This is a genomic window from Streptomyces sp. NBC_00670, assembly GCF_036226765.1.
GTDB lineage: Bacteria > Actinomycetota > Actinomycetes > Streptomycetales > Streptomycetaceae > Streptomyces.
Genome location: NZ_CP109017.1, coordinates 4,865,421 through 4,891,764 on the forward strand (window position 1 = coordinate 4,865,421; position 26,344 = coordinate 4,891,764).

Genomic DNA, 26,344 nt, shown 5'->3' on the forward strand with positions numbered 1-26,344 from the left:
GGTATGAGCACCACCCCGGACAGCGCCGTCCGCACGTACATCGACCGTCACCGCGCCGCCTTCCTCGACGACCTCATGGAGTGGCTGCGCATCCCGTCGGTGTCCGCGCAGCCCGAGCACGCCCCGGACGTACGGCGCAGCGCCGAGTGGCTCGCCGCCCGGCTGGCGGAGACCGGCTTCCCGACCGCCGAGGTGTGGCCCACGCCGGGCGCCCCCGCCGTCTTCGCCGAGTGGCCCTCCGAGGACCCGGACGCGCCCACCGTGCTCGTCTACGGCCACCACGACGTGCAGCCCGCCGCCCGCGAGGACGGCTGGGACGGCGACCCCTTCGTGCCGGAGATCCGCGGCGACCGCCTGTACGCGCGCGGGGCCGCGGACGACAAGGGCCAGGTGTTCTTCCACACACTGGGCGTCCGCGCGCACCTGGCAGCCACCGGGCGCGACACCCCCGCCGTCCATCTCAAACTGCTGATCGAGGGCGAGGAGGAATCCGGCTCCCCGCACTTCCGGACCCTCGTCGAGGAGAACGCCGACCGGCTCGCCGCCGACGCCGTGATCATCTCCGACACCGGCATGTGGTCCGAGGACACCCCCACGGTCTGCACGGGCATGCGCGGCCTCGCCGAGTGCGAGATCGTCCTGCACGGCCCCGACCAGGACATCCACTCCGGCTCGTTCGGGGGCGCGGTCCCCAATCCGGCCACCGCCGTCGCCCGCCTGGTCGCCGCGCTGCACGACGAGCACGCGCGCGTGGCGGTCCCCGGCTTCTACGACGGTGTGGCCGAACTCACCGACCGCGAGCGCGCCCTCTTCGCCGAGCTGCCCTTCGACGAGGAGCGGTGGCTGCGCACCGCGAGATCCACGGCCACCCACGGAGAGGCCGGCTACACCACCCTGGAGCGCGTCTGGGCCCGCCCCACCGCCGAGGTCAACGGCATCGGCGGGGGCTACCAGGGGCCCGGGAGCAAGACCGTCGTCCCGTCCTCGGCGCGGGTCAAGCTGTCCTTCCGGCTGGTCGCCGGGCAGGACCCCGACCACATCGAGAAGGCGGTGCGCACCTGGGCCGTCGACCAGGTGCCCGCCGGAATCCGCTGCGAAATCACCTTCGGCCCGGCCACCCGCCCGTGCCTGACCCCGCTGGACCACCCGGCGCTGCGGTCGGTCGTACGGGCGATGGGCCGGGCCTTCGGGCAGCCGGTCCGGTACACCCGGGAGGGCGGCTCCGGCCCCGCCGCCGACCTCCAGGAGGTGCTCGGCGCCCCGGTGCTGTTCCTCGGCATCTCCGTGCCCTCCGACGGCTGGCACGCACCGAACGAGAAGGTCGAGCTCGACCTGCTCCTCAAGGGCGCCGAGACCGGCGCCCACCTGTGGAGCGACCTCGGGGAGAACTGGCGCCATGAGGGGTGAGCGTCCCGCAGGGCGGACCGGCCGCCGCCCCCGCCCACGGGCGCGGCACACTGGAGGAACCGCCCCGGACACCCCGAACCCGCCGGACCCGGTCGCCTCCCGCCGTACGTCCCGCTGAACCGCCCACCCGAATCCACCGCTGCACTGGGGGAGTTGGAAGCACCTGTGACCACCTGGACCGACCACACCGCCGACCGCGACCGGCCCGTCTCACTCACCGCCCCGAGCGGCGTCGACCGGGCCGCCCACCACCGGCTCGACGAGGCATGGCTCGCGGCGGCCTGGAGCCACCCCTCGACGCGCTGCTTCGTGGTCTCCGGCGGCCAGGTCCTCATCGACGAGACGGAGGACGGCAGGACCGAGCTGGTCATGACGCCGTCCTTCGAGGCCCCGCTGACCGAGGCGCACCGCTATTTCCTCGGCACGGACGACGACGGAGTGAGCTACTTCGCGCTCCAGAAGGACGCGCTGCCGGGCCGCTTCGACCAGTCCGCACGCCCCGCCGGGCTGCGCGAGGCCGGGCTGCTGCTGTCCCCGCGGGACGCGGGCCTGATGGTGCACGCGGTCGCCCTGGAGAACTGGCAGCGGCTGCACCGCTACTGCTCCCGCTGCGGCGAACGCACGGTGATCGCGGCGGCCGGCCACATCCGCCGCTGCCCCGCGTGCGGCGCCGAGCACTACCCGCGCACCGACCCCGCCGTGATCATGGCGGTCACGGACGACCAGGACCGCATCCTGCTCGGCCGCCAGGTGCACTGGCCCGAGGGGCGCTTCTCCACGCTCGCCGGATTCGTCGAGCCGGGGGAGTCCATCGAGCAGTCCGTGCGCCGGGAGGTCTTCGAGGAGGCCGGCATCACCGTCGGCGAGGTCCAGTACGTCGCCAGCCAGCCCTGGCCCTTCCCCTCCAGCCTCATGCTCGGCTTCATGGCCCAGGCCACCGACACCGACATCAACGTCGACGGCGACGAGATCCACGAGGCGCGCTGGTTCTCCCGCGAGGACCTGCGGGCCGGCTTCGAGTCCGGCGAGGTCCTCCCGCCGTACGGCATCTCGATCGCGGCCCGTCTGATCGAACTGTGGTACGGCAAGCCGCTGCCGACCAGGGCCGTCTGAGGCGGGAGACCGCCGCCGGACGCGAGCACGCGCGAAGGCCCCCGCACCTGCGGGGGCCTTCGCGCGTGAAAAGGGGGGACGGGGGTGGGCGTCAGGCGGCCATGGCCTGCTTGACCTGGGCCAGGGACGGGTTGGTCATCACGGTCTCGGAGCCGGAGGGGGAGACGACCAGGACGGTCGGAACCGTCTGATTGCCGTCGTTCACCTTCTCCACGAACGCCGCGGACCGCGGGTCCTGCTCGATGTTGATCTCGTCGTACGAGATGCCCTCACGGTTCATTTGGCTTTTCAGCCGGCGGCAGTAGCCGCACCACGTGGTGCTGTACATCGTCACAGTGCCCGACATGTCGGTCCGTGCTCCTTCTCTCGTCAATGAGCGGGATGCGTGATCGCTGACGTGTTGAACGCATGTGAAGGTTCTGTCATTCCCGGGCGTGGCCGCTAGCCCTGCCGACGCGAGGACGGACGGTATTAGTACGACTACGGACGCCTCCCTGTGGACAACCCGCCGCACCCGTCCCCGCCGACCTGGCAGCATGGCGGGGTGACAGCAGCAACGCATTCCCCCCTCTTCCCACGGGTACCGGACTCCCCGGACGCCGTGCTCGACGGGCTCGACCCCGAGCAGCGCGCCGTGGCCACGGCGCTGCACGGCCCGGTGTGCGTGCTGGCCGGGGCCGGGACGGGCAAGACGCGGGCGATCACCCACCGCATCGCCTACGGGGTGCGCGCCGGCATCCTCCAGCCCTCCAGCGTGCTCGCCGTCACCTTCACCAACCGCGCCGCGGGCGAGATGCGCGGCCGGCTGCGTCAGCTCGGCGCCGCCGGCGTCCAGGCCCGTACGTTCCACTCCGCGGCCCTTCGCCAGTTGCAGTACTTCTGGCCGAAGGCGGTCGGCGGCCCCCTGCCCCGGATCGTCGACCGCAAGATCCAGCTCGTCGCGGACGCGGCCGCCGCCTCCCGCATCCGCCTCGACCGCAACGAGCTGCGGGACGTCACCGCCGAGATCGAGTGGTCCAAGGTCACCCAGACCGTCCCCGGCGACTACGCCGCGGCGGCCGCCAAGGCCTCCCGCGAAGCCCCCCGCGACCCCGCCGAGATCGCCAAGCTCTACGAGGCCTACGAGGAGATCAAGCGCGACCGCGCCGTCATCGACTTCGAGGACGTGCTGCTGCTCACCGTCGGCATCCTCCAGGACCGGCGGGACGTCGCCGAGCAGGTCCGCGCCCAGTACCAGCACTTCGTGGTCGACGAGTACCAGGACGTCAGCCCCCTCCAGCAGCGCCTGCTGGAGCTGTGGCTCGGCGACCGCGACGACCTGTGCGTCGTCGGCGACGCCAGCCAGACCATCTACTCCTTCACCGGCGCCACCCCCGACCATCTGCTCGACTTCCGGGTCCGCCACCCCGGGGCCACCGTCGTCAAACTCGTCCGCGACTACCGCTCCACACCCCAGGTGGTCCACCTCGCCAACGGACTGCTCTCCCAGGCCCGCGGCCGCGCCGCCGACCACCGACTGGAGCTCGTCTCGCAACGCCCCGCGGGGCCCGAGCCCTCCTACGCCGACTACGCCGACGAACCCTCCGAGGCCGAGGGCGCCGCCCGCCATGTGCGCGCACTGCTGGACGCCGGGGTCCCCGCGGCGGAGATCGCGATCCTGTTCCGCACCAACTCCCAGTCCGAGACGTACGAACAGGCACTGGCCGACGCCGGGATCCCCTACCAGCTGCGCGGCGCCGAGCGCTTCTTCGACCGGCCCGAGGTGCGCAGAGCGATCCTCGCCCTGCGCGCCGCCGCCCGCTTCGGGGCCAACGACTCCCGGCTCGACGACGTGGACGACCTGCCCTCCCAGGTGCGTGCCGTGCTCTCCGGCGAGGGCTGGACCGCAGAACCGCCGGCCGGCTCCGGCGCGGTCAGGGAACGCTGGGAGTCGCTGGCCGCGCTGGTGCACCTCGCCCGCGATGTCGCTGCCGCCGGGCCGGCCGTCACTCTTGCCGACCTCGTCGCCGAACTGGACGAACGGGCCGGCGCCCAGCACGCCCCCACGGTGCAGGGCGTCACCCTCGCCTCACTGCACTCCGCCAAGGGACTGGAGTGGGACGTCGTCTTCCTGGTCGGTGTAGCCGAGGGGATGATGCCCATCAGCTACGCCAAGACCGACGAGCAGGTGGAGGAGGAGCGCCGGCTCCTCTACGTCGGCGTCACCCGTGCGCGGGAACGTCTCTTCGTCTCCTGGGCGCTCTCCCGCTCGCCCGGCGGGCGCCCCAACCGCCGTCCCAGCCGGTTCCTCGACGGGCTGCGCCCCGGCTCGACCGCGGCGGGGAGCAGGAGCGGCGGCGCGGGGGGTGCCGGGGGAGTGGAGCGCGGCTTCGGTTCCGCCGTCCGCGGCGGTGCGGCGGGTGCCGTGCCGGCCGCGCGCCGCACCCGCCGGACGGTGGCCCGCTGCAAGGTCTGCGGCCGCACCCTGACCGAGGCCGGCGAGATGAAGCTGATGCGCTGCGAGGACTGCCCCTCCGACATGGACGAGGGGCTGTACGAGCGGCTGCGGGAGTGGCGGGCCGTGCAGGCGGGGCGCAGCGGACAGCCGGCCTTCTGCGTGTTCACCGACAGGACGCTCATGGCGATCGCCGAGACCGTGCCCGAGGAGCCGGAGGAGCTGGCGCGGATTCCCGGCGTCGGCATGCGGAAGTACAAGCGGTACGGAGCCGATGTGCTGGCCATCTGCGCAGGCCAGGAGGTTGGGGAGGGGGAGGAGGAAGTTTGAGCCCAACTCGTCGAAAAAATAGTTTGCGCATGCCCGGGGAATCCCCATAGGTTCTAAGCCACGGGGACGGCGGCCTTCTCCAAGGCCCCGATTCCGTGTTGTACTTGCACATCCGAACGGATCGGCTCACCACCGGTCCCAGAGACGCCGAAGGGAGGCGAGTCCAGTGATCAGCATCAACAGCAGCTTCGTCAGCACCGCCAAAATGACCGATCGCTCGGCCGTCTCCGCGTGCACGCAGGGCGTCTCGAACCTGGGCACCGGTGTGTCCGGCATTCGTGTCGGCCGTCCGGTCTCCTCCCTGCCTCTCTCGGGCCTTCCCGTCCGTGAGCGCGATGAGCGACCGACCAAGGCACTGGAAGCAGTAGTGGCACAGGCGCAGGCCTATGCCTTTGCCGCCGCCGGTGCCGGATTCCGGAAGCAGACGACGCAGCACCACCTGATGTGGGCCTTCCGCGGGCCTGAACCCTGGAGTGATCCAGCCTGATCGCCGATCAGGCAGGCGCCTTCAGGGCCGCGGAACCCAACCGGGATCCGCGGCCCTTCTGTTTGTCCCGCACCGGGACCGGCAGCCGAAGGACCTCGGGACAAGAAAGACCCGGTACCAGCCGCCACCCGGCCCCACAGGGCCGGACCGACCAGACGAGGAAGACGAACCGTGCAACTCGAAGCGCACGTCCCGTCCGTACCGCCTTCCGACACGATCCCCAAGCCCGTCCTTCCGGAGGACCCCACCTTGACTCCGCTCACCGCGCTCACCGCGCTCGACGACGCCATCGAGAACCTCGGTGTGCCCGTCCCGTGCCGCTCGTACGACCCGGAGGTCTTCTTCGCCGAGTCGCCGGCGGACGTCGAGTACGCCAAGTCGCTCTGCCGCACCTGCCCGCTCGTCGACGCCTGCCTCGCCGGCGCCAAGGAGCGCCGCGAGCCCTGGGGTGTCTGGGGTGGCGAACTGTTCGTCCAGGGCGTCGTCGTCGCCCGGAAGCGGCCGCGTGGCCGCCCGCGCAAGAACCCGGTCACGGCATGAACGCCCCCGGCACGATCAACCGTCCCCTCACGCTCGACCCCACGAAGCAGGCCCCGATGAAGCCGTCCACCAGCGAGCCGACCGGCTCCGCGATCGAAGACGTCACCACCACCGGTGCGAACGACTCGCGCCAGAACAGGACCCGCGAGATGCAACTCATCCCAGAAGCCCTGGCTCGTGCGCATATGCACGACCGACTGCGCGAGGCCGAGCGGGAACGCCGGGCCGTGCGCCTGGCGGTGGCCCGCCGGATGCAGCGCCGGGCCGAGCGCGCGTCGCTGCGCGCCCGCCGCGCGCTGGCCATGGCCGTGATGCAGTGACCCACGACAGCCGCCGCCGACACCGACGTCGCCGACGGTGATTCCACCCGGGGGCCGGTCCACCAGGACCGGCCCCCGGTCCCGTTCCCGTACCCCGCGCGCACCCCGCGCCCGCCGGGGCGCACCAGGGCCGGCGGTACCGGCCCGGTCTCGCGGTCGTGCCCCGCCCGGTCAGGCCTGTGCCGCCGACCGTTCCCCGGAGCCGTCACCGAGCCCGTCCCCGGCCTTCTGCTGTCCGGGGAGCTGCACCGCCTCGCTCTCCTCGTCGTCCACGGCCTCGTCGGCCTCGTCGGCCTCGTCGGCCTCGTCGACCTCCGCGAACTCCTCCGTGACGTCCTCCGCCGCCTCCACCAGGTCGTCCGCGTCCTCCTCGGAGGCGAAGCCCGGCAGCCACTGTTCCAGTTCCTCGCGCAGCCGTACCGTCGCCCCCAGCTGGCACAGCACGCCGATCGTGCTGAGGGTGACCCGGTGGATCAGCAGGTACGACGGGGGCAGATTGAGCTTCTTGCCCAGCTGATAGGCGGGGGAGCGGGGGTCCGCCACCCGGGCCGCCTGACTGCGCATCCAGCCGCGGGTGAAGGTGAACTCCTCGACCCTCGCGGGTTCGATGATGGGCAGGAGGTAGTCCAGGACCGCGTCCGGATCCAGATCGATGGACTCCCTGACGAAGCCTTCCTCGCGCAGATGCGTGTAGACGAAGTCGGCGTCGCCCTCGAGCGTCCTCCGCAGCGAGCGGCCTATCGGCGCCGGCAGACCCCCGGGGAGCCGGTCGACCGTGCCGAAGTCCAGGACGCCGAGCCGCCAGTCGTCCTCGCCCTCCGGCCCGCCGGGCAGCAGCCGGAAGTTGCCCGGGTGCGGGTCGGCGTGGAGCAGGCCGGTGCGGGCCGGTCCGGAGAAGAGGAAGCGGGCCAGCAACTGGCCGGCGCGGTCGCGCTGCTCCTGGGTGCCGTTGGAGATGATCTCCGACAGTGGTGTCCCGTCCATCCACTCGGTCACCAGCACCTGCTCGCACTGGTGCACCACCGCCGGCACCACCACGTCCGGGTCGTCCGCGAACTCCTCCGCGTGCGCCTGCTGTGCCGCCGCCTCCAGGTCGTAGTCCAGTTCCTCGGAGACCCGGTCGCGCAATTCGGTGATCAGCGGCTTGATGTCCATGCCCGGGACCAGCGGACCGAGCAGCCGGGCGAACCGGCTGAGCTGGTTCAGATCCGAGAGCAGCGCGTCGCCCGCGCCCGGGTACTGCACCTTGACCGCCACCTCGCGGCCGTCGTGCCACACCGCCCGGTGCACCTGGCCGATGGACGCGGCCGCGGACGGCTTGTCCTCGAACTCCAGGAACAGCTCCTGCCAGTCCTCGCCCAGCCGTTCCGCCAGCACGGCGTGGACGGTGCGCGTCGGCATCGGAGGGGCCGCCTCCTGGAGCTTCGTGAGCGCGGCACGGTAGGGCCCGGCGACCTCCTCGGGCAGCGCCGACTCGAAGACGGACAGGGCCTGCCCGAACTTCATGGCACCGCCCTTGAGCTCGCCGAGGACCTTGAACAACTGGTCCGCGGTGCGCTGCTGGAGCTCACGGCCCACGAGCTCCGCCGACTCGCCGACGATCCGTTTGCCAAGTCCCCAGGTCGCCCGTCCGGCGAAGCCGAGCGGGAGCGCGGCGAGCTTGGCGGTCCGGGTGACCGCCTTGCGGGGAAGATCAGACATGCGCCCTCCAAGTCCTGGACAACCGTGTCGCGGGTGCCTTGCGGGACACCTCCGTCGACGGCTGCCGCACCGCCATTGTCGCGCGTGATCCGCCGTCCTCCGCGGCCTGTGCCCTGTTACCTTTCTCCGCCGTCTCTCCGTCGCCCTTTCGCGCCGCGCCGCAGGCGCACCCTGGGTGGCCCCACACCGGGCGCGCGTGCCAGTCGAGCCGGGGCACCGAGGCCTCCCAGCGGGCCCCGGCGCTCGCCGGGGACTGTCCGTCGAGGAAGGCCAGCGCGTGTCCGGCGGCGAGCGAGGCGACCGCGGCCGCCAGTGCCAGGTCGCAGGCCTGCCCCTGACGCGGGCGGCCCGAGCGCCACTGGGCGACCAGCCGCGGCCAGGTCTCGTCCCGGTCGGAGCGGTCCCGGTCCAGACAGCCCGCGCAGGCGGTCTCCCCGGGCAGGACCAGCGGTCCGACCACGCCCGTGCCCTCGACGACACCCGCGTACAGATGAGGAGTCCCGGAGGCGAGCAGCGGCTCGGCGGCGGCCGGGTCCGGGGCGTGGACCGCGAGCCCGTCGCGCGGGGCGAGCACCACCAGGTTCAGACCTGGGTCGGCCGCACCGCCGGTCCGTGCGGCGGTGGGCCGACGGCCCCGGGGCCGGTCGGGAGCCGCCCGGCGCACCGCCCGCCGGGCCGCCTCGTCCCGGCGCTCGCCGACCGACTCCGCCGGCAGCCCGCCCGGCGCCACGTCCCACGGCTCGACCCGCCCGATGTCCCGCACCTCCACCTGACCCACCCCCGCGCCCGCCAGTAGCGAGGCCAGGACGACGCCGACCCGTCCGGCCCCTCTGACCTGCACCCGCAGCGACCGGCGGGCGGCGAGCCGGCTCAGTCCGGCGCCCGGCTCGCGGGCGACGAGCGACAGGGAGGCGAGGTCGGGCCGGAGCCGGTCCAGCACCTCCTTCTTCTCCCGCAGCTCGGCGCCCTCCGGGCCGCCGCCCGTCGCGTCGTCCAGCAGGCCGGACGCGGAGAGCCGTGCCACGAGCGTGTCCACATGACCGTCCGGCAGCCCCATCCGCCGGCTCTCGTCCCGCAGCAGGGGCAGTCCCCGGGTGCCGTCGAGCAGGCCGAGCAGACTGCCCGTCGCCGTGTCCACCGGCCCCACCACCATGGCGTGCGCGGGAGCCATCCCGAACTGCACGGTGTTCAGATCCCGCCAGCCGCGCCGCAGCGCGGGCTTCACCATCGGATGCATCACAGTCCCCCGTCGTCGTGTCGTCGCGTGTTCGCCGACGAGTGCCAGCATGCCGTGCCGGCGGCGAACCCTGCCCCGAGTTGTCCACAGGCGCGAGCATTCGTCGTACAGGTCCTATAAGTCGTACCGGTCGCATGACGAAGTGGTACCGGTCGCACGACGCGCCCAAGGCCACTCGCCAACCGCGTCCGGAAGGAGGACTTCCCCCCTGCGCAGCGGGTAACGTCTGGGCGTGCCCGCCGATCCACCGCACCGCGCAGCCGAACCACAGCGCAGCACGACGAGCCCGCCGCTGGGCGGCCCGGCGACGAGCGCGATCGAGGTGCGCAGAAGCGCGCGACGGCGCCGCACGGTCTCCGCGTACCGCGAGGGTGATCGCACCGTCGTGCTGATCCCCGCCCGGATGTCCGAGGCGGAGGAGCAGCGCTGGGTCACCGTCATGCTCGACAAACTGGCCGCCCAGGAGAGCAGGCGCCGGCTGGGCGACGCCGAGCTGGCCGAACGCGCCGAGCGGCTGTCGTCGCAGTACTTCGAGGGGCGGGCCCGGCCCACCAGCGTCCGCTGGGTCACCAACCAGAACACCCGCTGGGGCTCCTGCACCCCCGCCGAGGGCAGCATCCGCCTCTCGCACCGCCTGCGGGACATGCCCGAGTACGTCGTCGACTACGTCCTCCTGCACGAACTCGCGCATCTGCTGGTCCCCGGGCACGGGCCCCGTTTCTGGCGGCTCCTGGAGGCCTATCCGCGCACGGAGCGGGCCCGCGGCTACCTCGAGGGGGTCGCCGCCGCCGGCCGGCTGCCGCACCAGCCCGAACCTTCGGGCGCATAGCCGCGCGACGGTTCCACGGCGTCCGGCGGACAGTTCCGGACCCCGCCCCGGTTGTGTACCGGGTCTGTACCGGCCTCCTCCGATGTCGGACTTTGCCGTTAGCCTGGCGCGACGCACTCGCACTCGGGATGGGGGACGGTCGTTACGCATGGCCAGGGAATTCCAACGCGGCCACAAGGCCAGGATCAGTGACCTCACCGCGGGAACGGATCTGTACGTGGGCGTGCAGATCGCCGGTCCCGGACTGACGTTCGACATCAGCTGCTTCGGGCTCGACGCCGACGAGCGGCTCTCGGACGACCGGTACTTCGTCTTCTTCAACCAGCCGAAGACGCCCGAGGAGTCCATTCAGCTGCTCGGCGCCCAGGCGGGCGACACGGAGTCCTTCCGGGTGACGCTGGACCGGATCCCGCCGCAGATCCAGAAGCTGTCGTTCACCGCGACGCTCGACGGAGCCGGCCAGATGTCGCAGATCGGCCCCGGCTATCTGCGCATCGTCGCGGGCGGCGAGGAGGTCGCCCGCTACCCGTTCAGCGGCTCCGAGTTCAGCACGGAGCGGGCCGTCATGCTCGGCGACTTCTACCTCAAGGACGTCTGGCGGTTCGCCGCCGTCGGCCAGGGCTTCGACGGCGGACTCGACGCGCTGCTGAAGAACTTCGGCGGCGAGGTGCTCGAGGAGGAGGAGCCGGCCCCGCAGCAGCAGCCGCAGTCCGGCGCCGCCCCCGGCTTCGCCCCGCCGCCCCAGGTCGCGGCACCCCCGGCCTTCGGCGCCCCCGCCACCCCGGCGGCCCCGCAGCCCCCGGCGCCCGCGCCGGCCCCCGTCCCGCCCCCGGCCCCCGCGCCGCAGCCCGCACCGCAGGGCTTCGCACCGCCCCAGGGCGGCGGCACGCCACCGCCCGCCCCGGCGCCCGCACCCCCGGTGCACGCCGCGCCGACCATCGTCGCGCCGCTGAACACCCCGCCCGTCGGCACCGTGCCGCCTCCCGCCCCCGCCCCGTACGCGCAACCTCCCGGCCCGCCCGGTCCTCCCGGCCCGCCGCCCGGCTACGGCCAGCAGCCGCCCGCCCCGTCGGCCCCGATGCCGCCCGGCTACGGCCAGCAGGGCCCGCCCGCACCCCCCGGGTACGGGCAGCAGCCCCCGCAGGCGCCCCCCGGCTACGGCCAGGTCCCCGGCCAGCCCGGAGCTCCCGGCGTGCCCGGCGCGCCCGCCCCCTACGGCGTGCCCCAGGGTGCCCCGCAGGGCGGCGCGGGCGTCACCGCCGCGCTCCAGGCGTACCGCGAGGCCCCCACCGGTCAGCGCTGGACGCAGCAGAACAAGAAGCTCGTCCGCGTCGACCTCGGCGTCGGCGGCCAGCCCGTGCTCGCCCGCCAGGGCAGCATGGTGCTGTACCAGGGCAAGGTCGACTTCGGCTACAAGGGCGCGGGCTTCGCCGGCCGCATCGTGGGCAACGCCACCGGCCAGGAGATGCAGCTGATGCGCTGCACCGGCCAGGGCCAGGTGTTCCTCGCCGAGGGCGCCGCCCATCTGCACCCCGTCGAGCTCCAGGGCGACGCGATCTGCGTCTCCGCGGAGAACGTCCTCGCCTTCGACGAGTCCCTCCAGTACGAGGTCCGCCGCATCGAGGGCCACGGCATCCCCGGCGGCGCGCTGTTCACCATGCAGTTCCAGGGCACCGGCACCCTCGTCGTCAAGACGCACGGCACGCCGGTGGTGCTCCCGGTGACCCCGACCACGTTCGCCGACTGCAACGCGGTCGTCGCCTGGTCCGCCGCCTCCCAGGTGATCGTCTCCAGCCAGGTGCGGATGCGCCGCAACGCCTATCCCGGGGACACCGGCGAGAGCGTCAACCTCCAGTTCCGCGGCGCGCCCGGCAACTTCATCGTCGTCCAGCCGTACGAGGTCTAGGGGAGCCCGTCATGAACCAGCCACTCGCGGGCTACGCCCCCGCACCCGTCACCGCCCGCATGGAGAACCACGGCAGTCACATGCTCAAGGTCGCCATGCAGAGCGGAAGCGACCTCCTCGCGCGCGTGGGCTCGATGGTCGCCTACGAGGGATTCATCCAGTACGAGCCCAACCCGCCGGCCGTCCGGCAGATCGCCCGTGACTGGGCCACCGGCGAGGGCGCGCCCCTGATGAAGTGCTCCGGTGACGGACTGCTCTACCTCGCCGACTACGGGGCGGACGTCGTCGTCATCAACCTCAACGGTGACGCGATCTCCGTCAACGCCACCAATCTGCTCGCCTTCGACGCGCATCTGTCGTGGGGCGTCGAACGCGTCAAGGGGCTCGCCAAGTTCGCCGGGCAGGGCCTGTGGAACACCAAGATCTCCGGGCAGGGCTGGGTCGCGCTGACCTCCCGGGGCACCCCGATCGTCGTCGACTGCGGCGGCGGCGAGGACGAGACGTACGTCGACCCCGACGCGCTCGTCGCCTGGTCCCCGAACCTCAAGGTGAAGGGAAAGCGCAGCTTCAAGGCGTCCTCGCTGATCGGGCGGGGCAGCGGCGAGGCTTATCAGATGGCGTTCTCCGGGCAGGGCATCGTCGTGGTGCAGCCCAGCGAGGACAGCACCGACCGCCTCCGGATCCGGGGCTGAGGGGGAGCGACCCACACCATGCAGAGTTCTCTTTTCGCCCACAACGACCAGCAGACCCAGGAGCGCTACAGCCTGCAGAACGCGCAGCTGCTGCGCGTCGTCCTGGAGGGGCACGACGACGTCCTGGCCCGCAAGGGCACGATGGTCGCCTACCAGGGGCTCGTCGAGTTCGACGCCGAGTACCAGCACGGCGGCAGGCGACGCGCGCGTGCGCACACCGGCGAGGGCCTGGACCTGATGCGCTGCCACGGTCAGGGCATCGTCTACCTCGCCAACCTGGCCCAGTACGTGCACCTGGTGGACGTCGAGCAGGACGGCCTCACCGTCGACAGCGCCTACGTCCTCGCGATGGACTCCTCGCTGCACCACGAGGTCATCGCCGTCGACAGCCAGTACGGCATCTCCGGCTCCGGCAAGTACCAGCTCAACATCACCGGACACGGCAAGGTCGCCCTGATGACCTCCGGCGCCCCGCTGATGATGCAGGTCACGCCCGACAAGTACGTCAACTGCGACGCCGACGCCATCGTTGCCTGGTCCACCGGGCTGCGGGTGCAGATGCAGGCCCAGACGCACTCCTCGGGGGTGTGGCGGCGCCGCGGCAACACCGGTGAGGGCTGGGAGCTCAGCTTCATGGGCAGCGGCTACGCGCTCGTCCAGCCCAGCGAGCTGCTGCCGCCGCAGAACGCGGTGATCGGCCAGGGCCTCGCCGCCCAATTCGGCATGGGCCAGCAGGGCGCCCGCGGCCAGAACCAGGGCAACGTCTGGAGCTGACCCCGGCAGACAGCGGTAAGGGGCGCCCGCCATGGCGGGCGCCCCTTACTCGTGCACGTTACTCGTACCGTTACTCGCGCCCGGCCGTCAGAGTCCGGCCCGCGTCGCCTCCAGCAGCCGGACGACCGAGTCGTCCGCCACGTCCGCCACCGCGTCGTACGGGAACCAGCGCAGGTCGAGCGATTCCTCGCTGATCGCCTCGACCGCCCCCTTTGGGGCGAGCGCCGCGTACTGGACGTCGAGGTGCCACGCGCACGGCGTGTGGTGCCGGTCCAGCCGCACCGGCCCGCCCGGCAGCAGCGTCAGCCCCGCGATGCCGGACTCCTCCGTCGCCTCGCGCAGCGCCGACGCCGCCAGGGAGGCGTCCTCGGGCTCGCAGTGGCCGCCCATCTGCAGCCAGATGCGCAGCTTCCGGTGCAGGGTCAGCAGCACGCGCCCGCGCGAGGGGTCGATCACCATGGCGCTCGCCGTGAGGTGCCCGTCCCGGCAGGCCTTCCACATGCCGTCCGGATGAGCCGCGAGGTGGTCCAGGTAGAGCCGGCGCAGCGCGTCCTGCTCCGGGTCCTGGTCCTCGTAGCCCTTGAGGACAAGGACGGCGTCGTCGAACAGGCTCACTCGGCGCCGTCGCCCTTGCTGTCGTTCTCGCCCTTGTCGTCGCCCTTGCCGCCCTTGCCGCCCTTGCCGTCGTCCCCGTCCGCGGAGCCGTCGTCGTCCTTCTTCAGGTCGGGCTTCGTGTCGGGCTTGTGCGCCGCCTCGCCGAGCATCTTGTCCAGCTCGGAGAAGTCCAGCTGCTCGTGGTGGACGAAGCCGTCCGGGTCGTCCAGGTCGGAGGCGTTCGGCAGCATGTCCGGGTGCGCCCACAGCGCGTCCCGGCCGTCCACACCGCGTGCGTCGGCCAGCGACGCCCACAGCCGGGAGGCGTCCCGCAGCCGGCGCGGGCGCAGCTGCAGACCGATGAGCGTGGCGAACGTCTGTTCGGCCGGGCCGCCCGAGGCGCGGCGCCTGCGCAGCGTCTCGCGCAGCGCGTCCGCCGACGACAGGCGCGGCTTGGCCGCCGCGTGCACGACCGCGTCCACCCAGCCCTCGACCAGCGCCAGCGCCGTCTCCAGACGGGCCAGGGCGGCCTTCTGCTCCGGGGTGTCCTCCGGCTGGAACATGCCCTGCTGGAGCGCCTGCTGCAGCTCCTCGGGGTTCTGCGGGTCGAACTGGCCGACCACGTCCTCCAGCTTCGCGGTGTCGACCTTGATCCCGCGCGCGTACCCCTCGACGGCACCGAAGAGGTGCGAGCGCAGCCACGGCACATGGGCGAACAGCCGCTGGTGGGCGGCCTCGCGCAGGGCCAGGTACAGCCGTACCTCCTCCATCGGCACGCCCAGGTCCTTGCCGAAGCCCTCGATGTTCAGCGGCAGCAGCGCGGCCTTGCCGGCCGGGCCGAGCGGCAGGCCGATGTCGGTCGAGCCGACGACCTCGCCCGCGAGCACGCCGACGGCCTGCCCGATCTGCGTGCCGAACATGGCGCCGCCCATCGAGCGCATCATGCCGATGAGGGGACCGGCCATCGCCTGCATCTCCTCCGGCAGGACATCGCCCATGGCCGCGCCGACGCGCTCGGCGACCGGGTCCACCAGGTCCTTCCACACCGGCAGCGTCGCCTCGACCCACTCCGCGCGGCTCCAGGCCACGGCGGTGCCCGCACCCGACGGCAGGGACGTCGCGTCGTCGAGCCACAGGTCGGCCAGGCGGACGGCCTCCTGGACCGCCGCACGCTCGGCGGGGCCCACGCTCGCGTCCTTGGTGCCGTTCGGTGCGCCCTGGGCGACCGTCTGGCGGGCGATCTGCTGGGCCATGTCCCAGTTCACCGGCCCGCCCTCGTAGGAGAGCATCTGGCCGAGCTGCTGGAACGCGGCCCCCAGATCGCTGGGGTTCAGGGAACCGAACATCGCTGCGAACGGGTTGTCGGCGCCGGCGCCGCCGGCTCCGGGCGACCCGAAACCGAACGGATTGGCCGGTCCCTGACCACCACCGCTCTGCTGGTCCTTCTTCTTGCCCTCGTCGCCGTCGTCCGGCTCCTCCGGCGGAAGGCCGAATCCGAATGGGGTGTCACTCACGGGGTTCCTCGGCTGGTTGGGCCACCGGCTCTCACTCCGGCGGCTGGCTGCCCGACAACACCACCCAGCGTAGACACCTGGACCGGTTCGGGCCTCGGTGCGTCGCCGACTCCTGGGCTGCGGCAGGATGGATGCCACCCGGTGCGCACGCGTCCACCGCCTGCGTACCGTCGCGCTCGTACTGAAGACAACCGCTGGAGACGCCCGGTGAGTTCCCCAGATCCGCAGGTTCGCGCAGCGCGAAACCACACAACCGGCCCGGCCGGCCGCGGCCCCGTCGTCGCGGTCACCGGTGCCGCGACCGGGGTCGGAGCCCTGCTCACCGAGCGGCTCGCCGCCTCGGACGAGATCGGACAGGTGATCGCGCTCGACGAGCGGCGCGGCGAGTGCGCCGCCGCCCAGTGGCACGTCCTCGACGTGCGCGACCCGGCCATCGCGGAGAAGCTGCGCGGCGCGGACGTCGTCGTCCACCTGGCCCTCGACCTGGATCTCGAGACCGACGCCGCCGCCCGGACGGCCTACAACGTCCGGGGGACGCAGACCGTGCTGACCGCCGCCGCGGCGGCCGGGGTGCACCGGGTGGTGCTCTGCACCTCCGCGATGGTCTACGGGGCACTGCCGGACAACGAGCTGCCGCTCTCCGAGGACGCCGAGCTGCGGGCCACCGCGGAGGCGACCGGGGTGGGCGACCTGCTGGAGATCGAACGGCTGGCCCGGCGGGCCCCGCGCGCGCACCCCGGGCTCAACGTGACCGTCGTCCGCCCCGCCGTCCTGGTCGGCGGCACGGACACCGCGCTGACCAGGTACTTCGAGTCGCCCCGACTGCTCGTCGTCGCCGGGTCGCGGCCCGCCTGGCAGTTCTGCCACGTCGAGGATCTGTGCGGGGCGCTGGAGTACGCCGTCCTGGAGAAGGCCGACGGGGAACTCGCCGTCGGCTGCGACGGCTGGCTGGAGCAGGAGGAGGTCGAGGAGCTCAGCGGCATCCGGCGCATGGAGCTGCCGTCGGCCGTGGCGCTGGGCGCGGCGGCGCGGCTGCACCGCATCGGGCTCACCCCGTCGCCCGCGGGCGACCTCGCCTACACGATGTACCCCTGGGTGGTGAGCGGGAGCCGGCTGCACGACGCGGGCTGGCGGCCGCGCTGGACCAACGAGGAGGTGCTCGCGGCGCTCCTGGAGGAGGTCTCCGGACGGCACACGGTGGCCGGACGGCGGCTGGGCCGCAAGGACGCGACGGCGGCGGGCGCGGCGGGGGCGACGGTGGCGCTGCTGGGCGCGGCGGCGGTCGTACGGCGGGCGCGCAAGGCGCGGCGGCGGTAGACGGCTCGGGGCGCGCTGGACGCCGGACGCCGGGCATCGGACATCGGACGCCGGGCGCCGGGTGTGCGCGGCCGGTTGCCGGATGATCCGGTCGTACGTTCCCTGGTTGTCGGTGCCGTGCGGCACGATGGGGGGATGGCTGGTATCCAGGAGCACCCCGGTGAGCGCGCGGCCGGGGATCCCATCAAGTTGCTCGGCATCCGTGACACGCCGCTCTCCGTCGACGAGGTCTTCCGGGCCGTGGGGGACGACGCCGCCGGAGGCACCGCGCTGTTCGTCGGCACCGTGCGCGACCACGACGGTGGGGCCGACGTCGACGCCCTGTCGTACTCGGGCCACCCGAGCGCCGAGGCCGAGCTGCGGCGCGTGGCCGAGAAGGTCGTCGCCGACTACCCCGTGCGCGCGCTGGCCGCGGTCCACCGGGTGGGAGACCTGACCGTCGGCGACCTCGCCGTCGTCGTCGCCGTGGCCTGCCCGCACCGCGGCGAGGCCTTCGAGGCGTGCCGGAAGCTGATCGACGACCTCAAGCACGAGGTGCCCATCTGGAAGCACCAGACGTTCTCCGACGGGACGGAGGAATGGGTGGGCGCCGACGCCTGCTGATCCGCTGCCCCCGGCCCGCGCGCCCGCCGCTCCACGCTCCCGCGACACGCGCCGGCCGCCCCCTCCGGAGGCGTGACCCACCCCCTGGCATGCGCGTTAGCATGCGGATGATTAATCTGTTGATCAGTCAGTCGCGGACGCTCAAGGGGTTGGGAGGTCGGCATGGCGGCGCTCGCCTGGTTGCTGATTCCGTTCGTTGCCGCGATCGGTGCCGGACTGTGGGGCGGCTGGGCCGGCCGGAACCGCAAGACCATCGGTGACGGTTCCGAACTCGCCGGATACGCCCGCTTCCGCGAGGCCATGGAGAAGCCCCGCACCGGGGTCTGAGGCCCCGCGGCGCACGGCCGGACCCGCCGGCGTCCTCAGGGGCGTCGGCGCCCCTCGCGCTCCGGAAAGGGCGCTCGCGCCCAGGAAAGGGAGCCGGCGTCCCTCTCGCCCCGGACGGACGGCCCCGACGGTGCGCCTACAGGTGCGTCCCGTACTGTCGTTCCATGCCACGCCGCACCGCGACGATGCTCGCCTCCACCTTGATGCTGATCGCACTCCTGTGCGCGGGGGTGTTCATCAAAGTGCCGTACGCGGAGATGTCCCCGGGGCCCACGGTGAACACGCTCGGCGACCACGACGGCGAGCCGGTGCTGCAGATCTCCGGGCACAAGACCTACGGGACGAGCGGTCACCTCAACATGACCACCGTCCGCGTCACCAGTGCCGACTACAAGATGAACCTCGTGGAGGCCGTCTACGGGTGGCTCGCGCACGACGACAAGGTCGTCCCGCACGACACGCTCTACCCCGACGGCAAGACGGAGGAGCAGTCCACCCAGGAGAACGCGGAGGAGTTCAGCCAGTCCCAGGAGAGCGCCAAGGTGGCCGCCCTCAAGGAGCTCGGCATCCCCGTCGAGTCCTGGGTGATCGTCTCGACCGTCCTCAAGGACTCCCCGGCCGAGGGCAGGCTGCACGCCGGTGACGTGATCAAGGCCGTCGACGGCACGGCGGTGAAGGCCCCCGACGACGTCGCCGACCTGGTCACCAAGCACAAGCCCGGCGAGAAGGTCTCCTTCACCATCGTCCCCGCCAAGGAGCAGGCCGCCGCCGAGAAGGAGCACCGGAAGGCGACGAAGACGGAGCAGGTGACGATCACCACCGCCACGTCCGACGACACGGGCGCCGAGCGCGCCATCGTCGGGATCTCCGCCGGAACCGATCACACGTTCCCGTTCTCCATCGACATCAAGCTCGCCGACGTCGGCGGACCGAGCGCCGGTCTGATGTTCGCCCTCGGCATCTACGACAAGCTCACCCCCGGCAGCCTGACCGGCGGCACGTTCGTGGCGGGCACCGGGACCATCGACGACGCGGGCAAGGTGGGCCCCATCGGCGGCGTGGAGATGAAGACCGTCGGGGCGCGCGACAAGGGCGCCCGCTACTTCCTGACGCCCAAGGACAACTGCGCCGCCGCCGCGAAGGACACCCCCGACGGGCTCACGCTCGTCAAGGTGGACACCATCGGCGACGCCCTGGACGCCCTGAAGGACATCCGTGGCGGTCACACCGACGACCTGCCGAAGTGCACCACCAAGGGATGAGCACCACCGGACGGTGACGCCCGGCACGCGCGCGTGCGCACGCGTGCCGGGCAGGAACGCCTCTCGGGGAGGACCGGGCGTCAGTCCTCGAACGTCGCCGCCAGCGCCTCCGCGAGACCCGGCACCAGGTCCGCCCCCGTGAGCACCTCCGAGGGCGCGTCCTTCTCCCGCAGCCGCAGCGCGGACTCGCGGGTGCCGTCCCGCAGCACGGCGACCGTCATGCGCACCTCCTGCCGGTCCGGGTGCTCGGCGACCCACTGGTTCAGCCGGGACTCGTCCAGGTCGCCGGGGACCGCGGCCTCGGCCGACGGCGGCAGCATCAGGCGCTCCACCGTGAGCGCGCAGCCGGCCACCGCGTCGGGCCAGGCGATGGTGCCGAGGAACTCGTCCAGCGGCCGGTCCGCGGAGATCTCCTCCTGTTCGATGGGGGTGAGACCGGCGGTGGCCCCGGGTTCGTCGTCCAGGCCGAGCTGCGCCGCGAGGGAGGGTTCCTGGGCCCGCAGCCGGGCGGTGTCGACGAGGGCGAAGAGGCGAGCGGGCTGGTCCCAGCCGAGGCCCGAGGCGTACTCGTCGATCTCGAGTACGGCCCGGGTGAGGGGGGTCGCTGCCATGGGAGTGTTGGACATGGTCACAATCCTCTCTCGTTAATCCCCGGATCCGGGAACCGGTTAAAGCATGAGTAAGTTGCATAGGTGAGGCCCCGCGATCTCGGGAGACGACCGGGGCCGGCCGACGGGGGTCCGCGCGCACGACAGCGGCGGGGGCCGACCGACCAACAGCGACTTCGAGGTGCACACCTTGGCTTTCCAGATGCCGGACCGCGGCGGAGGCCCGACGGGGCCACGGATCAGAGTGGGCCGCCCGTCCCGGCGTGTCCGGACCCTGCTGATGACGCTCGGCGTCCTGGCCGTCCTCGGCATGGCGTTCACCATGTTCGCCGGGTTCTGGACGGACTGGCTGTGGTACCGGTCGGTGCACTACTCGTCGGTGTTCACCACCACTCTGTGGACCAAGATCGGCCTCTTCTTCGTCTTCGGCCTTCTGATGGCGATCGCGGTCGGCGTCAACATCTGGCTCGCCCACCGGCTCCGCCCGCCGCTGAGCGCCATGTCGGCGGAGCAGCAGAGCCTGGACCGCTACCGCATGGGCATCGCCCCGTACAAGAAGTGGCTGCTGCTCGGCATCACCGCCCTGGTCGGCCTGATCGCCGGCGCCTCCGCGGCCGGCCAGTGGCGCACCTGGCTGATGTGGGTCAACGGCGTGCCGTTCCACCAGAAGGACCCCCAGTTCCATCTGGACGTCTCCTTCTACGCCTTCGACCTGCCCTGGTACCGCTTCCTGCTCGGCTTCGGCTTCGCCGCCGCCGTGCTCTCCCTGATCGCCGCCGCGCTCACCCACTACCTCTACGGCGGCCTGCGGGTCACCAGCCCCGGCGCGCACGCCACGGCCGCCGCGACCGGCCACCTCTCGGTGCTGCTCGGTGTCTTCGTGGCACTCAAGGCGGTCGCCTACTGGCTCGACCGGTACGGCCTCGCGGTCAAGTCCAGCGACTTCAAGGCCACCGGCAACTGGACCGGCCTGAGGTACGTCGACGCCAATGCCTATCTGCCGGCCAAGACGATCCTGTTCTGCATCGCCGTCATCTGCGCGCTGCTGTTCTTCGCCACCCTGTGGCGGCGCACCTGGCAGCTGCCCGTCATCGGCTTCGGCCTGATGGTGCTCTCCGCCATCCTCATCGGCGGCCTCTACCCGGCGATCGTGCAGAAGTTCCAGGTCCAGCCGAACGAGCAGGCCAAGGAAGCGCCCTACGTCGCCAAGAACATCAAGGCGACCCGTGAGGCGTACGGCATCGACGACGCCGAGGTCTCCGAGTACGCGGGCAAGGGCAAGACCAGCGACGGAGACCAGCTCCGCAAGGACGCCGACGCCGCCGCGAGCCTGCGGGTGCTGGACCCCAACATCGTCTCGCCGACGTTCCAGCAGATGCAGCAGGTCAAGAACTACTACGCCTTCCCGACCAACCTGGACGTCGACCGCTACACCGGCAAGGACGGCAAGGAACAGGACACGGTCGTCGGTCTGCGGGAGCTGAACCTCGACGGCATCCCGAAGAACAACTGGATCAACGACCACTTCCGCTACACCCACGGCTACGGCGTCGTCGCCGCCAAGGGCACGACCGCCGACAGCAACGGCCAGCCCGTGTACACCGAGTCCGGTCTGCCCTCCACCGGTGACCTGCCGACGCACGAACAGCGGGTCTACTACGGCGAGAAGACCACCACGTACTCGATCGTCGGCGGTCCCCAGAAGGAGATCGACTACTCCGACGACAAGGGCGAGAAGGCCTACACCTACAAGGGCGACAGCGGCGTCAGCCTCTCCAACCCGATCAACCGGGCCGCGTACGCGGTGGCGTTCAGCGAACCGCAGATGCTGTACTCCGGGGCCATCGGCGACGGCTCGCGCATCCTGTACAACCGCACGCCCAAGGAACGCGTCGAGGCCGTGGCCCCCTGGCTGACGATCGACGGCGACGCCTACCCGGCGGTGGTCGACGGCAGGATCCAGTGGATCGTCGACGCCTACACCACCACCAACGGCTATCCGTACGCCTCCCGCACCACCCTGGGCGACACGACGGCGGACTCGCTCACCGCGGCCAACAACCAGCGGGCGGTGGTGGCCCAGCAGAACCGGGTCAACTACATCCGCAACTCGGTCAAGGCGACGGTCGACGCGTACAGCGGCGAGGTGAAGCTCTACCAGTGGGACACGAAGGACCCCGTCCTCAAGACGTGGATGAAGGCCTTCCCGAACACGGTGCAGCCGAAGAAGGAGATCTCCTCCGACCTGATGGCCCATCTCCGCTACCCCCAGGACCTGTTCAAGGTCCAGCGGGAACTGCTCACCCGCTATCACGTGAAGGACGCCCAGACGTTCCTCAGCGGCAGCGAGGTGTGGCAGGTGCCGAACGACCCGACCAACAAGTCGGGCGACGCGGTGCCGCCGTACTACCTGAGCATGAAGATGCCGGACCAGCAGTCGCAGGCGTTCTCACTGACGACGACGTTCACGCCCAACGGGCGGGACAACCTCAGTGCCTTCATGGCGGTCGATTCCGAGGCCGGCACGAAGGACTACGGCAGGATCAGAATCCTGCAACTGACGAGTGCGACGGCCGACGGCCCCAAACAGGTGCAGAGCCAGTTCAACTCGAACTCCCAGGAGAACATCACCGAGTTCATCAGACAGGTGAGAAACGGTGACTCGGAGATCGAGTACGGCAACCTCCTGACGGTCCCGCTCGACGGAGGACTGCTCTACGTGGAGCCGGTCTACGTACGCGGTGGCGGACTGAAACTGCCACTGCTGCGCAAGGTGCTGATGACCTACAACGGCAGAACGGCCTTCGAGAACACGCTGGACGAGGCCCTGGACAAACTCTTCGCCACCGACGGCTCGACGACCAAGCCGCCGGACTCCGACCAGGACACCACCACACCGCCGGACACCAGCAACCCGACGGTCAAGGATGCGCTCAGCGACGCCCAGAAGGCCTTCACCGCCGGCCAGGAAGCCCTCAAGAAGGGCGACTGGGAGGCGTACGGCAAGGCGCAGCAGGACCTTCAGGACGCGCTGAAGAAGGCGGAGGACGCGCAGTCCGAGGCCGCCAAGAGCGGCTCCGGCGGCAGCAAGAGCAGTGCCGGCAAAGGCGGTGACAGCGGCTGATCCGATGTCCCTCCCCGCGCCGTGATACGGTGAATACACAACGGCGCGGGGTGGAGCAGCTCGGTAGCTCGCTGGGCTCATAACCCAGAGGTCGCAGGTTCAAATCCTGTCCCCGCTACTCATGACGAAGGCCCGGATCCTCAAAGGATCCGGGCCTTCGTGTTGTGTTGACCCCGTAGTGAACTCCCAGGTGCGGAACGCCACCTTCCGGTGAGTGTGGTTCCTCTCCTCTGACACCTGCGAACGCATGTGCCGACCTGCGCAGCAGCCGTGCTGCGCCGGGGAGTTGGGCGCGCTGTGTTTGACTTGTCTCTCTGTGGGCATGTCGACAAAACGCTGTAGTGACCTCACTGGCTGCGGTATACCAGGTGTACCCAGGTTGCAGGTGGTGCGACGATGGACGTTATGGGGGACAAGGCAACTCTGTTCGAGACAGGGCGGTTTGGGCGGCCTTCCGAGGCTTTCGGGGCTTCCGAGGTTTCTGACGTCTCCGGACGGGACGAGACCACGGAGGTCGCCGAGGAGTTGGCCGAGGAGGCGCGTCGGCGCGCGGCGGCGGAGGCCGGCGACGTCGAGGCGATGAGCGTCCTCGGCAGCATGCTGCTGCGCCGCGGTGATCTCGACGGAGCCGAGCCCCAGCTGCGCGCCGCCACCGCCGCGGGTGACCGGGCCGCCGCCAACAACCTCGGGGTCCTGCTCCACCAGCGGGGCTACCCCGACGAGGCCGCGGGCTGGTGGCGCATCGCCGCCGTCGCCGGCTCCACCGCCGCCGCGCACGCCCTCGGGCGGCACCACCGCGAGCGCGGTGACGAACCGGCGGCCGAGTACTGGCTGCGCCAGTCCGCCGAACAGGGACACATGCTCGGCGCCTACGCCCTCGCCGACCTGCTGGAACACCGCGGCGACGCGGGCAGCGAGCACTGGATGCGCGTCGCCGCCCAGCGCGGCCACCGGGAGGCCGCGTACCGGCTGGCCCGGGCGCTGGACCGGGGCGCGGACGCGGCCGGGGACGGCCTGGGCATCGCACCGAACGCCGGCGGCAGAGGGGGCGCGAGAGGCGCACCACCGGGCCCGCGGGGTACGGACGTACGCGCGGCGCGGACCAAGGGCGCCGACCGCGCCGGGCGGGCGCCGCTCGAGGAGGCCGAACAGTGGTACCGGCAGGCCGCCGCGCGCGGCCACCGGCGGGCCGCGCTGCACCTCGGCGCGATCCTGGAGAAGCGCGGTCAGCTCAAGGAGGCGGGCCGCTGGTATCTGACGTCCGCCAAGGACGGCGAGGCGCGTGCCGCCTGCGCACTCGGCTTCCTGCTGCGCGACGCGGGGGACACCGAGAGCGCCGCCGTGTGGTGGCTGCGGGCCGCCCAGGAGGGCGACGGCAACGCGGCCAACGCGCTGGGCGCGCTGCACGCCGAGCGCGGGGAGACGCAGACCGCCGAGCGGTGGTACCGGGCCGCCATGGACGCCGGTGACGTCAACGGCGCGTACAACCTCGGGCTGCTCTGCGCCGAGCAGGGGCGGACCGGGCCGGCCGAGCAGTGGTACCGCCGTGCCGCGTACGCCGGGCACCGGGAGGCGGCGAACGCGCTCGCCGTGCTGCTGCTCCAGGGCGGTGACGCGGCCGGGGCCGAGCCGTGGTTCTCCAAGGCGGCGGAGTCGGGCAGCGTGGACGCCGCGTTCAACCTGGGGATCCTCTACGCGGGGCGTGGCCAGGAGCGGGCCGCGCTCGGCTGGTACGAGCGGGCGGCCGCCGCCGGGCACACCGAGGCGGCGTTGCAGGTCGGGATGGCGCGGCTGCGGGACGGGGAGGAGCAGGAGGCCGAGCGGCATCTGCGCTGCGCCGCGGGGGGCGGCAGCGCGGAGGCGGCGTACCGGCTCGCCACGGTGCTCGACGCGCGCCGGCCGCCCGCGCCCGCGCACGAGCTGGGGGAGCCCGCACGGGAGAAGAGCGAGTGCGAGGAGTGGTACGAGCGGGCGGCGTCCCAGGGGCACCGGCGCGCGCAGGTGCGGGTGGGGATGCTCGCGGCCGGGCGGGGCGAGGTCGTGGAGGCGGCGCGGTGGTACCGGGCCGCGGCGGAGGCGGGGTCGCGGAACGGGGCGTTCAACCTGGGGCTGCTGCTGGCGCGGGAGGGGAGCGAGCCGGAGGCGGCGCTGTGGTGGACGCGGGCGGCCGACGCGGGGCACGGGCGCGCGGCGCTGCGGCTCGCGCTGGTGTACGCGCGGCGCGGCGAGCTGGCGGAGGGGCAGCGCTGGGCGGACCGGGCGGTGGAACTGGGGCCGGGCGAGGTCGCGGAGCGGGCGGCGCGGCTGCGGGACGCGTTGCGCGAGGAGCTCTCGGCCTAGGGTCCGTCCCCGGACCCCGCACGGCGGGAAACCCCGTAAGCAGGAACCCCGTAAGCGGGAACCCGGAAGGGAAGCGATTTGCTTCCGCTCTCCCTCTTGACGTAACGTTGTGTTCGTCGACGCGGGGTGGAGCAGCTCGGTAGCTCGCTGGGCTCATAACCCAGAGGTCGCAGGTTCAAATCCTGTCCCCGCTACTGAAGGCCGAAGGCCGGAATCCGTAAGGGTTCCGGCCTTCGGTGCGTTCAGGAGGCCTGTGGGGTGTTCAGGACCCCTTCGGCGAGTTCAGGAGGGGCCGGCGGGGACGCGTCCCGGCCCTGGCTGGGGCCGTCGTCGGCTCAGGCCTTCGCCGCGCAGTTCGGGCAGAGACCGCGGTAGGTGACCTCGACGTCCGACACCGTGAAGCCGAACCGCTCCGAGTCGGGGAGGTCGGCCAGCGGGTTGCCCGACGGGTGGACGTCGCGGATCGAGCCGCAGCCCGCGCACACCAGGTGGTGGTGGGGGCGGTGCGCGTTCGGGTCGTACCGCTTGGCGCGCTTGTCCGTGGCGACCTCGAGCACCTCGCCCAGCGAGACCAGCTCGCCGAGGGTGTTGTAGACCGTCGCCCGGGAGATCTCCGGCAGCTTCACCGCGGCACGCGCGTGCACCTCGTCGGCCGTCAGATGGACGTGCTCGCCGTCGAGGACCTCGGCCACCACGCGCCGCTGCGCGGTCATGCGCCATCCGCGTCCACGCAGACGTTCCAGTAGGTCACTCATGGTTTCCAGCCTAACAGCAAGGGTCCCGGATCCTGAACAGGTGTGATTCTGGAGCTCAACTTGACTTGGACTAAGTCCAACGTAGGATCGGTTACGGATCTGGCCGCCGGGCATCCCGGACATCCCCGGC

At 72.0% G+C, this 26,344-nt stretch carries 23 protein-coding genes and 2 tRNA genes; 18 read left to right on the forward strand and 7 right to left on the reverse strand.

Features of this window, described 5'->3' with window-relative positions; translation table 11 throughout:
• Positions 1-3 precede the first annotated feature (3 nt).
• Together OIE12_RS21715 and nudC are read left to right on the forward strand one after the other, a co-directional pair.
• Positions 4-1,407: a dipeptidase gene (locus OIE12_RS21715; RefSeq protein ID WP_329137808.1), complete on the forward strand. Its 1,404-nt coding sequence runs from the start codon at positions 4-6 to the stop codon at positions 1,405-1,407.
• 165 nt (positions 1,408-1,572) lie between these two features.
• Positions 1,573-2,520: an NAD(+) diphosphatase gene (gene nudC / locus OIE12_RS21720; RefSeq protein WP_030379334.1), complete on the forward strand. Its 948-nt coding sequence runs from the start codon at positions 1,573-1,575 to the stop codon at positions 2,518-2,520.
• Between the two features lie 91 nt (positions 2,521-2,611).
• On the opposite strand, the gene OIE12_RS21725 is transcribed toward nudC, so the two are convergent.
• Complete coding sequence (locus tag OIE12_RS21725) at positions 2,612-2,866, reverse strand: mycoredoxin (protein ID WP_329137811.1); 255 nt, start codon at positions 2,864-2,866, stop codon at positions 2,612-2,614.
• A 198-nt stretch (positions 2,867-3,064) separates the two neighbouring features.
• Here OIE12_RS21725 and OIE12_RS21730 point away from each other — a divergent pair, with 198 nt between their 5' ends.
• The 4 genes from OIE12_RS21730 to OIE12_RS21745 all read left to right on the forward strand — a co-directional run bounded on the left by OIE12_RS21730 (position 3,065) and on the right by OIE12_RS21745 (position 6,631).
• Positions 3,065-5,284 carry an ATP-dependent DNA helicase UvrD2 gene (locus OIE12_RS21730; protein ID WP_329137813.1) on the forward strand — a complete coding sequence of 740 codons (2,220 nt, stop codon included), beginning with the start codon at positions 3,065-3,067 and terminating at the stop codon, positions 5,282-5,284.
• Positions 5,285-5,450: 166 nt separating this feature from the next.
• Positions 5,451-5,771 carry a hypothetical protein gene (locus OIE12_RS21735; RefSeq protein WP_329137815.1) on the forward strand — a complete coding sequence of 107 codons (321 nt, stop codon included), beginning with the start codon at positions 5,451-5,453 and terminating at the stop codon, positions 5,769-5,771.
• 171 nt (positions 5,772-5,942) lie between these two features.
• A complete protein-coding gene (locus tag OIE12_RS21740; RefSeq protein WP_329137817.1) occupies positions 5,943-6,311 on the forward strand; it encodes a WhiB family transcriptional regulator in 369 nt (122 codons plus the stop codon).
• Positions 6,308-6,631, forward strand: coding sequence for a hypothetical protein (locus tag OIE12_RS21745; protein ID WP_329137819.1), 324 nt, complete (start codon positions 6,308-6,310; stop codon positions 6,629-6,631). The genes OIE12_RS21740 and OIE12_RS21745 overlap by 4 nt, the downstream gene beginning before the upstream one ends.
• Before the next feature lie 171 nt (positions 6,632-6,802).
• Here the strand turns inward: OIE12_RS21745 and OIE12_RS21750 are convergent, their stop codons facing one another.
• Together OIE12_RS21750 and OIE12_RS21755 are read right to left on the reverse strand one after the other, a co-directional pair.
• A complete protein-coding gene (locus OIE12_RS21750) occupies positions 6,803-8,332 on the reverse strand; it encodes an ABC1 kinase family protein (RefSeq protein WP_329137821.1) in 1,530 nt (509 codons plus the stop codon).
• On the reverse strand, positions 8,325-9,569 hold the full coding sequence (locus OIE12_RS21755; protein WP_329137823.1) for a TOMM precursor leader peptide-binding protein: 1,245 nt from the start codon (positions 9,567-9,569) through the stop codon (positions 8,325-8,327). The genes OIE12_RS21750 and OIE12_RS21755 overlap by 8 nt, the downstream gene beginning before the upstream one ends.
• Before the next feature lie 232 nt (positions 9,570-9,801).
• Between OIE12_RS21755 and OIE12_RS21760 the strand changes: the two genes are divergently transcribed.
• From OIE12_RS21760 to OIE12_RS21775, 4 genes are all read left to right on the forward strand, one after another.
• Positions 9,802-10,398 (forward strand): M48 metallopeptidase family protein, encoded by a 597-nt coding sequence (locus OIE12_RS21760; RefSeq protein ID WP_329137826.1) that lies wholly within the window; start codon positions 9,802-9,804, stop codon positions 10,396-10,398.
• Positions 10,399-10,546: 148 nt separating this feature from the next.
• Positions 10,547-12,304: a TerD family protein gene (locus OIE12_RS21765; RefSeq protein ID WP_329137828.1), complete on the forward strand. Its 1,758-nt coding sequence runs from the start codon at positions 10,547-10,549 to the stop codon at positions 12,302-12,304.
• 11 nt (positions 12,305-12,315) lie between these two features.
• On the forward strand, positions 12,316-12,996 hold the full coding sequence (locus tag OIE12_RS21770) for an AIM24 family protein (protein WP_030379343.1): 681 nt from the start codon (positions 12,316-12,318) through the stop codon (positions 12,994-12,996).
• Between the two features lie 18 nt (positions 12,997-13,014).
• Positions 13,015-13,770 carry an AIM24 family protein gene (locus OIE12_RS21775; protein WP_329137832.1) on the forward strand — a complete coding sequence of 252 codons (756 nt, stop codon included), beginning with the start codon at positions 13,015-13,017 and terminating at the stop codon, positions 13,768-13,770.
• Positions 13,771-13,857: 87 nt separating this feature from the next.
• Here the strand turns inward: OIE12_RS21775 and OIE12_RS21780 are convergent, their stop codons facing one another.
• Positions 13,858-14,385, reverse strand: a complete 528-nt coding sequence (locus OIE12_RS21780; RefSeq protein WP_329137834.1) for an NUDIX hydrolase — start codon at positions 14,383-14,385, stop codon at positions 13,858-13,860.
• Complete coding sequence (locus tag OIE12_RS21785; protein WP_329137836.1) at positions 14,382-15,878, reverse strand: zinc-dependent metalloprotease; 1,497 nt, start codon at positions 15,876-15,878, stop codon at positions 14,382-14,384. The genes OIE12_RS21780 and OIE12_RS21785 overlap by 4 nt, the downstream gene beginning before the upstream one ends.
• 207 nt (positions 15,879-16,085) lie before the next feature.
• Between OIE12_RS21785 and OIE12_RS21790 the strand changes: the two genes are divergently transcribed.
• The 4 genes from OIE12_RS21790 (at position 16,086) to OIE12_RS21805 (ending at position 19,387) form a co-directional block, all read left to right on the forward strand.
• Positions 16,086-17,195, forward strand: coding sequence for an SDR family oxidoreductase (locus OIE12_RS21790; protein ID WP_329137838.1), 1,110 nt, complete (start codon positions 16,086-16,088; stop codon positions 17,193-17,195).
• Positions 17,196-17,330: 135 nt separating this feature from the next.
• On the forward strand, positions 17,331-17,798 hold the full coding sequence (locus OIE12_RS21795; protein ID WP_329137840.1) for a molybdenum cofactor biosynthesis protein MoaE: 468 nt from the start codon (positions 17,331-17,333) through the stop codon (positions 17,796-17,798).
• Between the two features lie 162 nt (positions 17,799-17,960).
• On the forward strand, positions 17,961-18,125 hold the full coding sequence (locus OIE12_RS21800) for a hypothetical protein (RefSeq protein ID WP_199806872.1): 165 nt from the start codon (positions 17,961-17,963) through the stop codon (positions 18,123-18,125).
• A gap of 164 nt (positions 18,126-18,289) precedes the next feature.
• Positions 18,290-19,387, forward strand: a complete 1,098-nt coding sequence (locus OIE12_RS21805; RefSeq protein ID WP_329137843.1) for a YlbL family protein — start codon at positions 18,290-18,292, stop codon at positions 19,385-19,387.
• 80 nt (positions 19,388-19,467) lie between these two features.
• Here the strand turns inward: OIE12_RS21805 and OIE12_RS21810 are convergent, their stop codons facing one another.
• On the reverse strand, positions 19,468-20,013 hold the full coding sequence (locus OIE12_RS21810; protein WP_329137844.1) for a PPA1309 family protein: 546 nt from the start codon (positions 20,011-20,013) through the stop codon (positions 19,468-19,470).
• A 163-nt stretch (positions 20,014-20,176) separates the two neighbouring features.
• Between OIE12_RS21810 and OIE12_RS21815 the strand changes: the two genes are divergently transcribed.
• The 4 genes from OIE12_RS21815 to OIE12_RS21830 all read left to right on the forward strand — a co-directional run bounded on the left by OIE12_RS21815 (position 20,177) and on the right by OIE12_RS21830 (position 25,653).
• Positions 20,177-23,119 (forward strand): UPF0182 family membrane protein, encoded by a 2,943-nt coding sequence (locus OIE12_RS21815; RefSeq protein WP_329137846.1) that lies wholly within the window; start codon positions 20,177-20,179, stop codon positions 23,117-23,119.
• A gap of 44 nt (positions 23,120-23,163) precedes the next feature.
• Positions 23,164-23,237, forward strand: a tRNA-Met gene (locus OIE12_RS21820).
• A 278-nt stretch (positions 23,238-23,515) separates the two neighbouring features.
• A complete protein-coding gene (locus tag OIE12_RS21825) occupies positions 23,516-25,459 on the forward strand; it encodes a tetratricopeptide repeat protein (RefSeq protein WP_329137848.1) in 1,944 nt (647 codons plus the stop codon).
• A gap of 120 nt (positions 25,460-25,579) precedes the next feature.
• Positions 25,580-25,653 (forward strand) — tRNA-Met (locus OIE12_RS21830).
• 141 nt (positions 25,654-25,794) lie between these two features.
• Here the strand turns inward: OIE12_RS21830 and OIE12_RS21835 are convergent.
• Positions 25,795-26,214, reverse strand: coding sequence for a Fur family transcriptional regulator (locus OIE12_RS21835; RefSeq protein ID WP_329137850.1), 420 nt, complete (start codon positions 26,212-26,214; stop codon positions 25,795-25,797).
• Between the last annotated feature and the right edge of the window lie 130 nt (positions 26,215-26,344).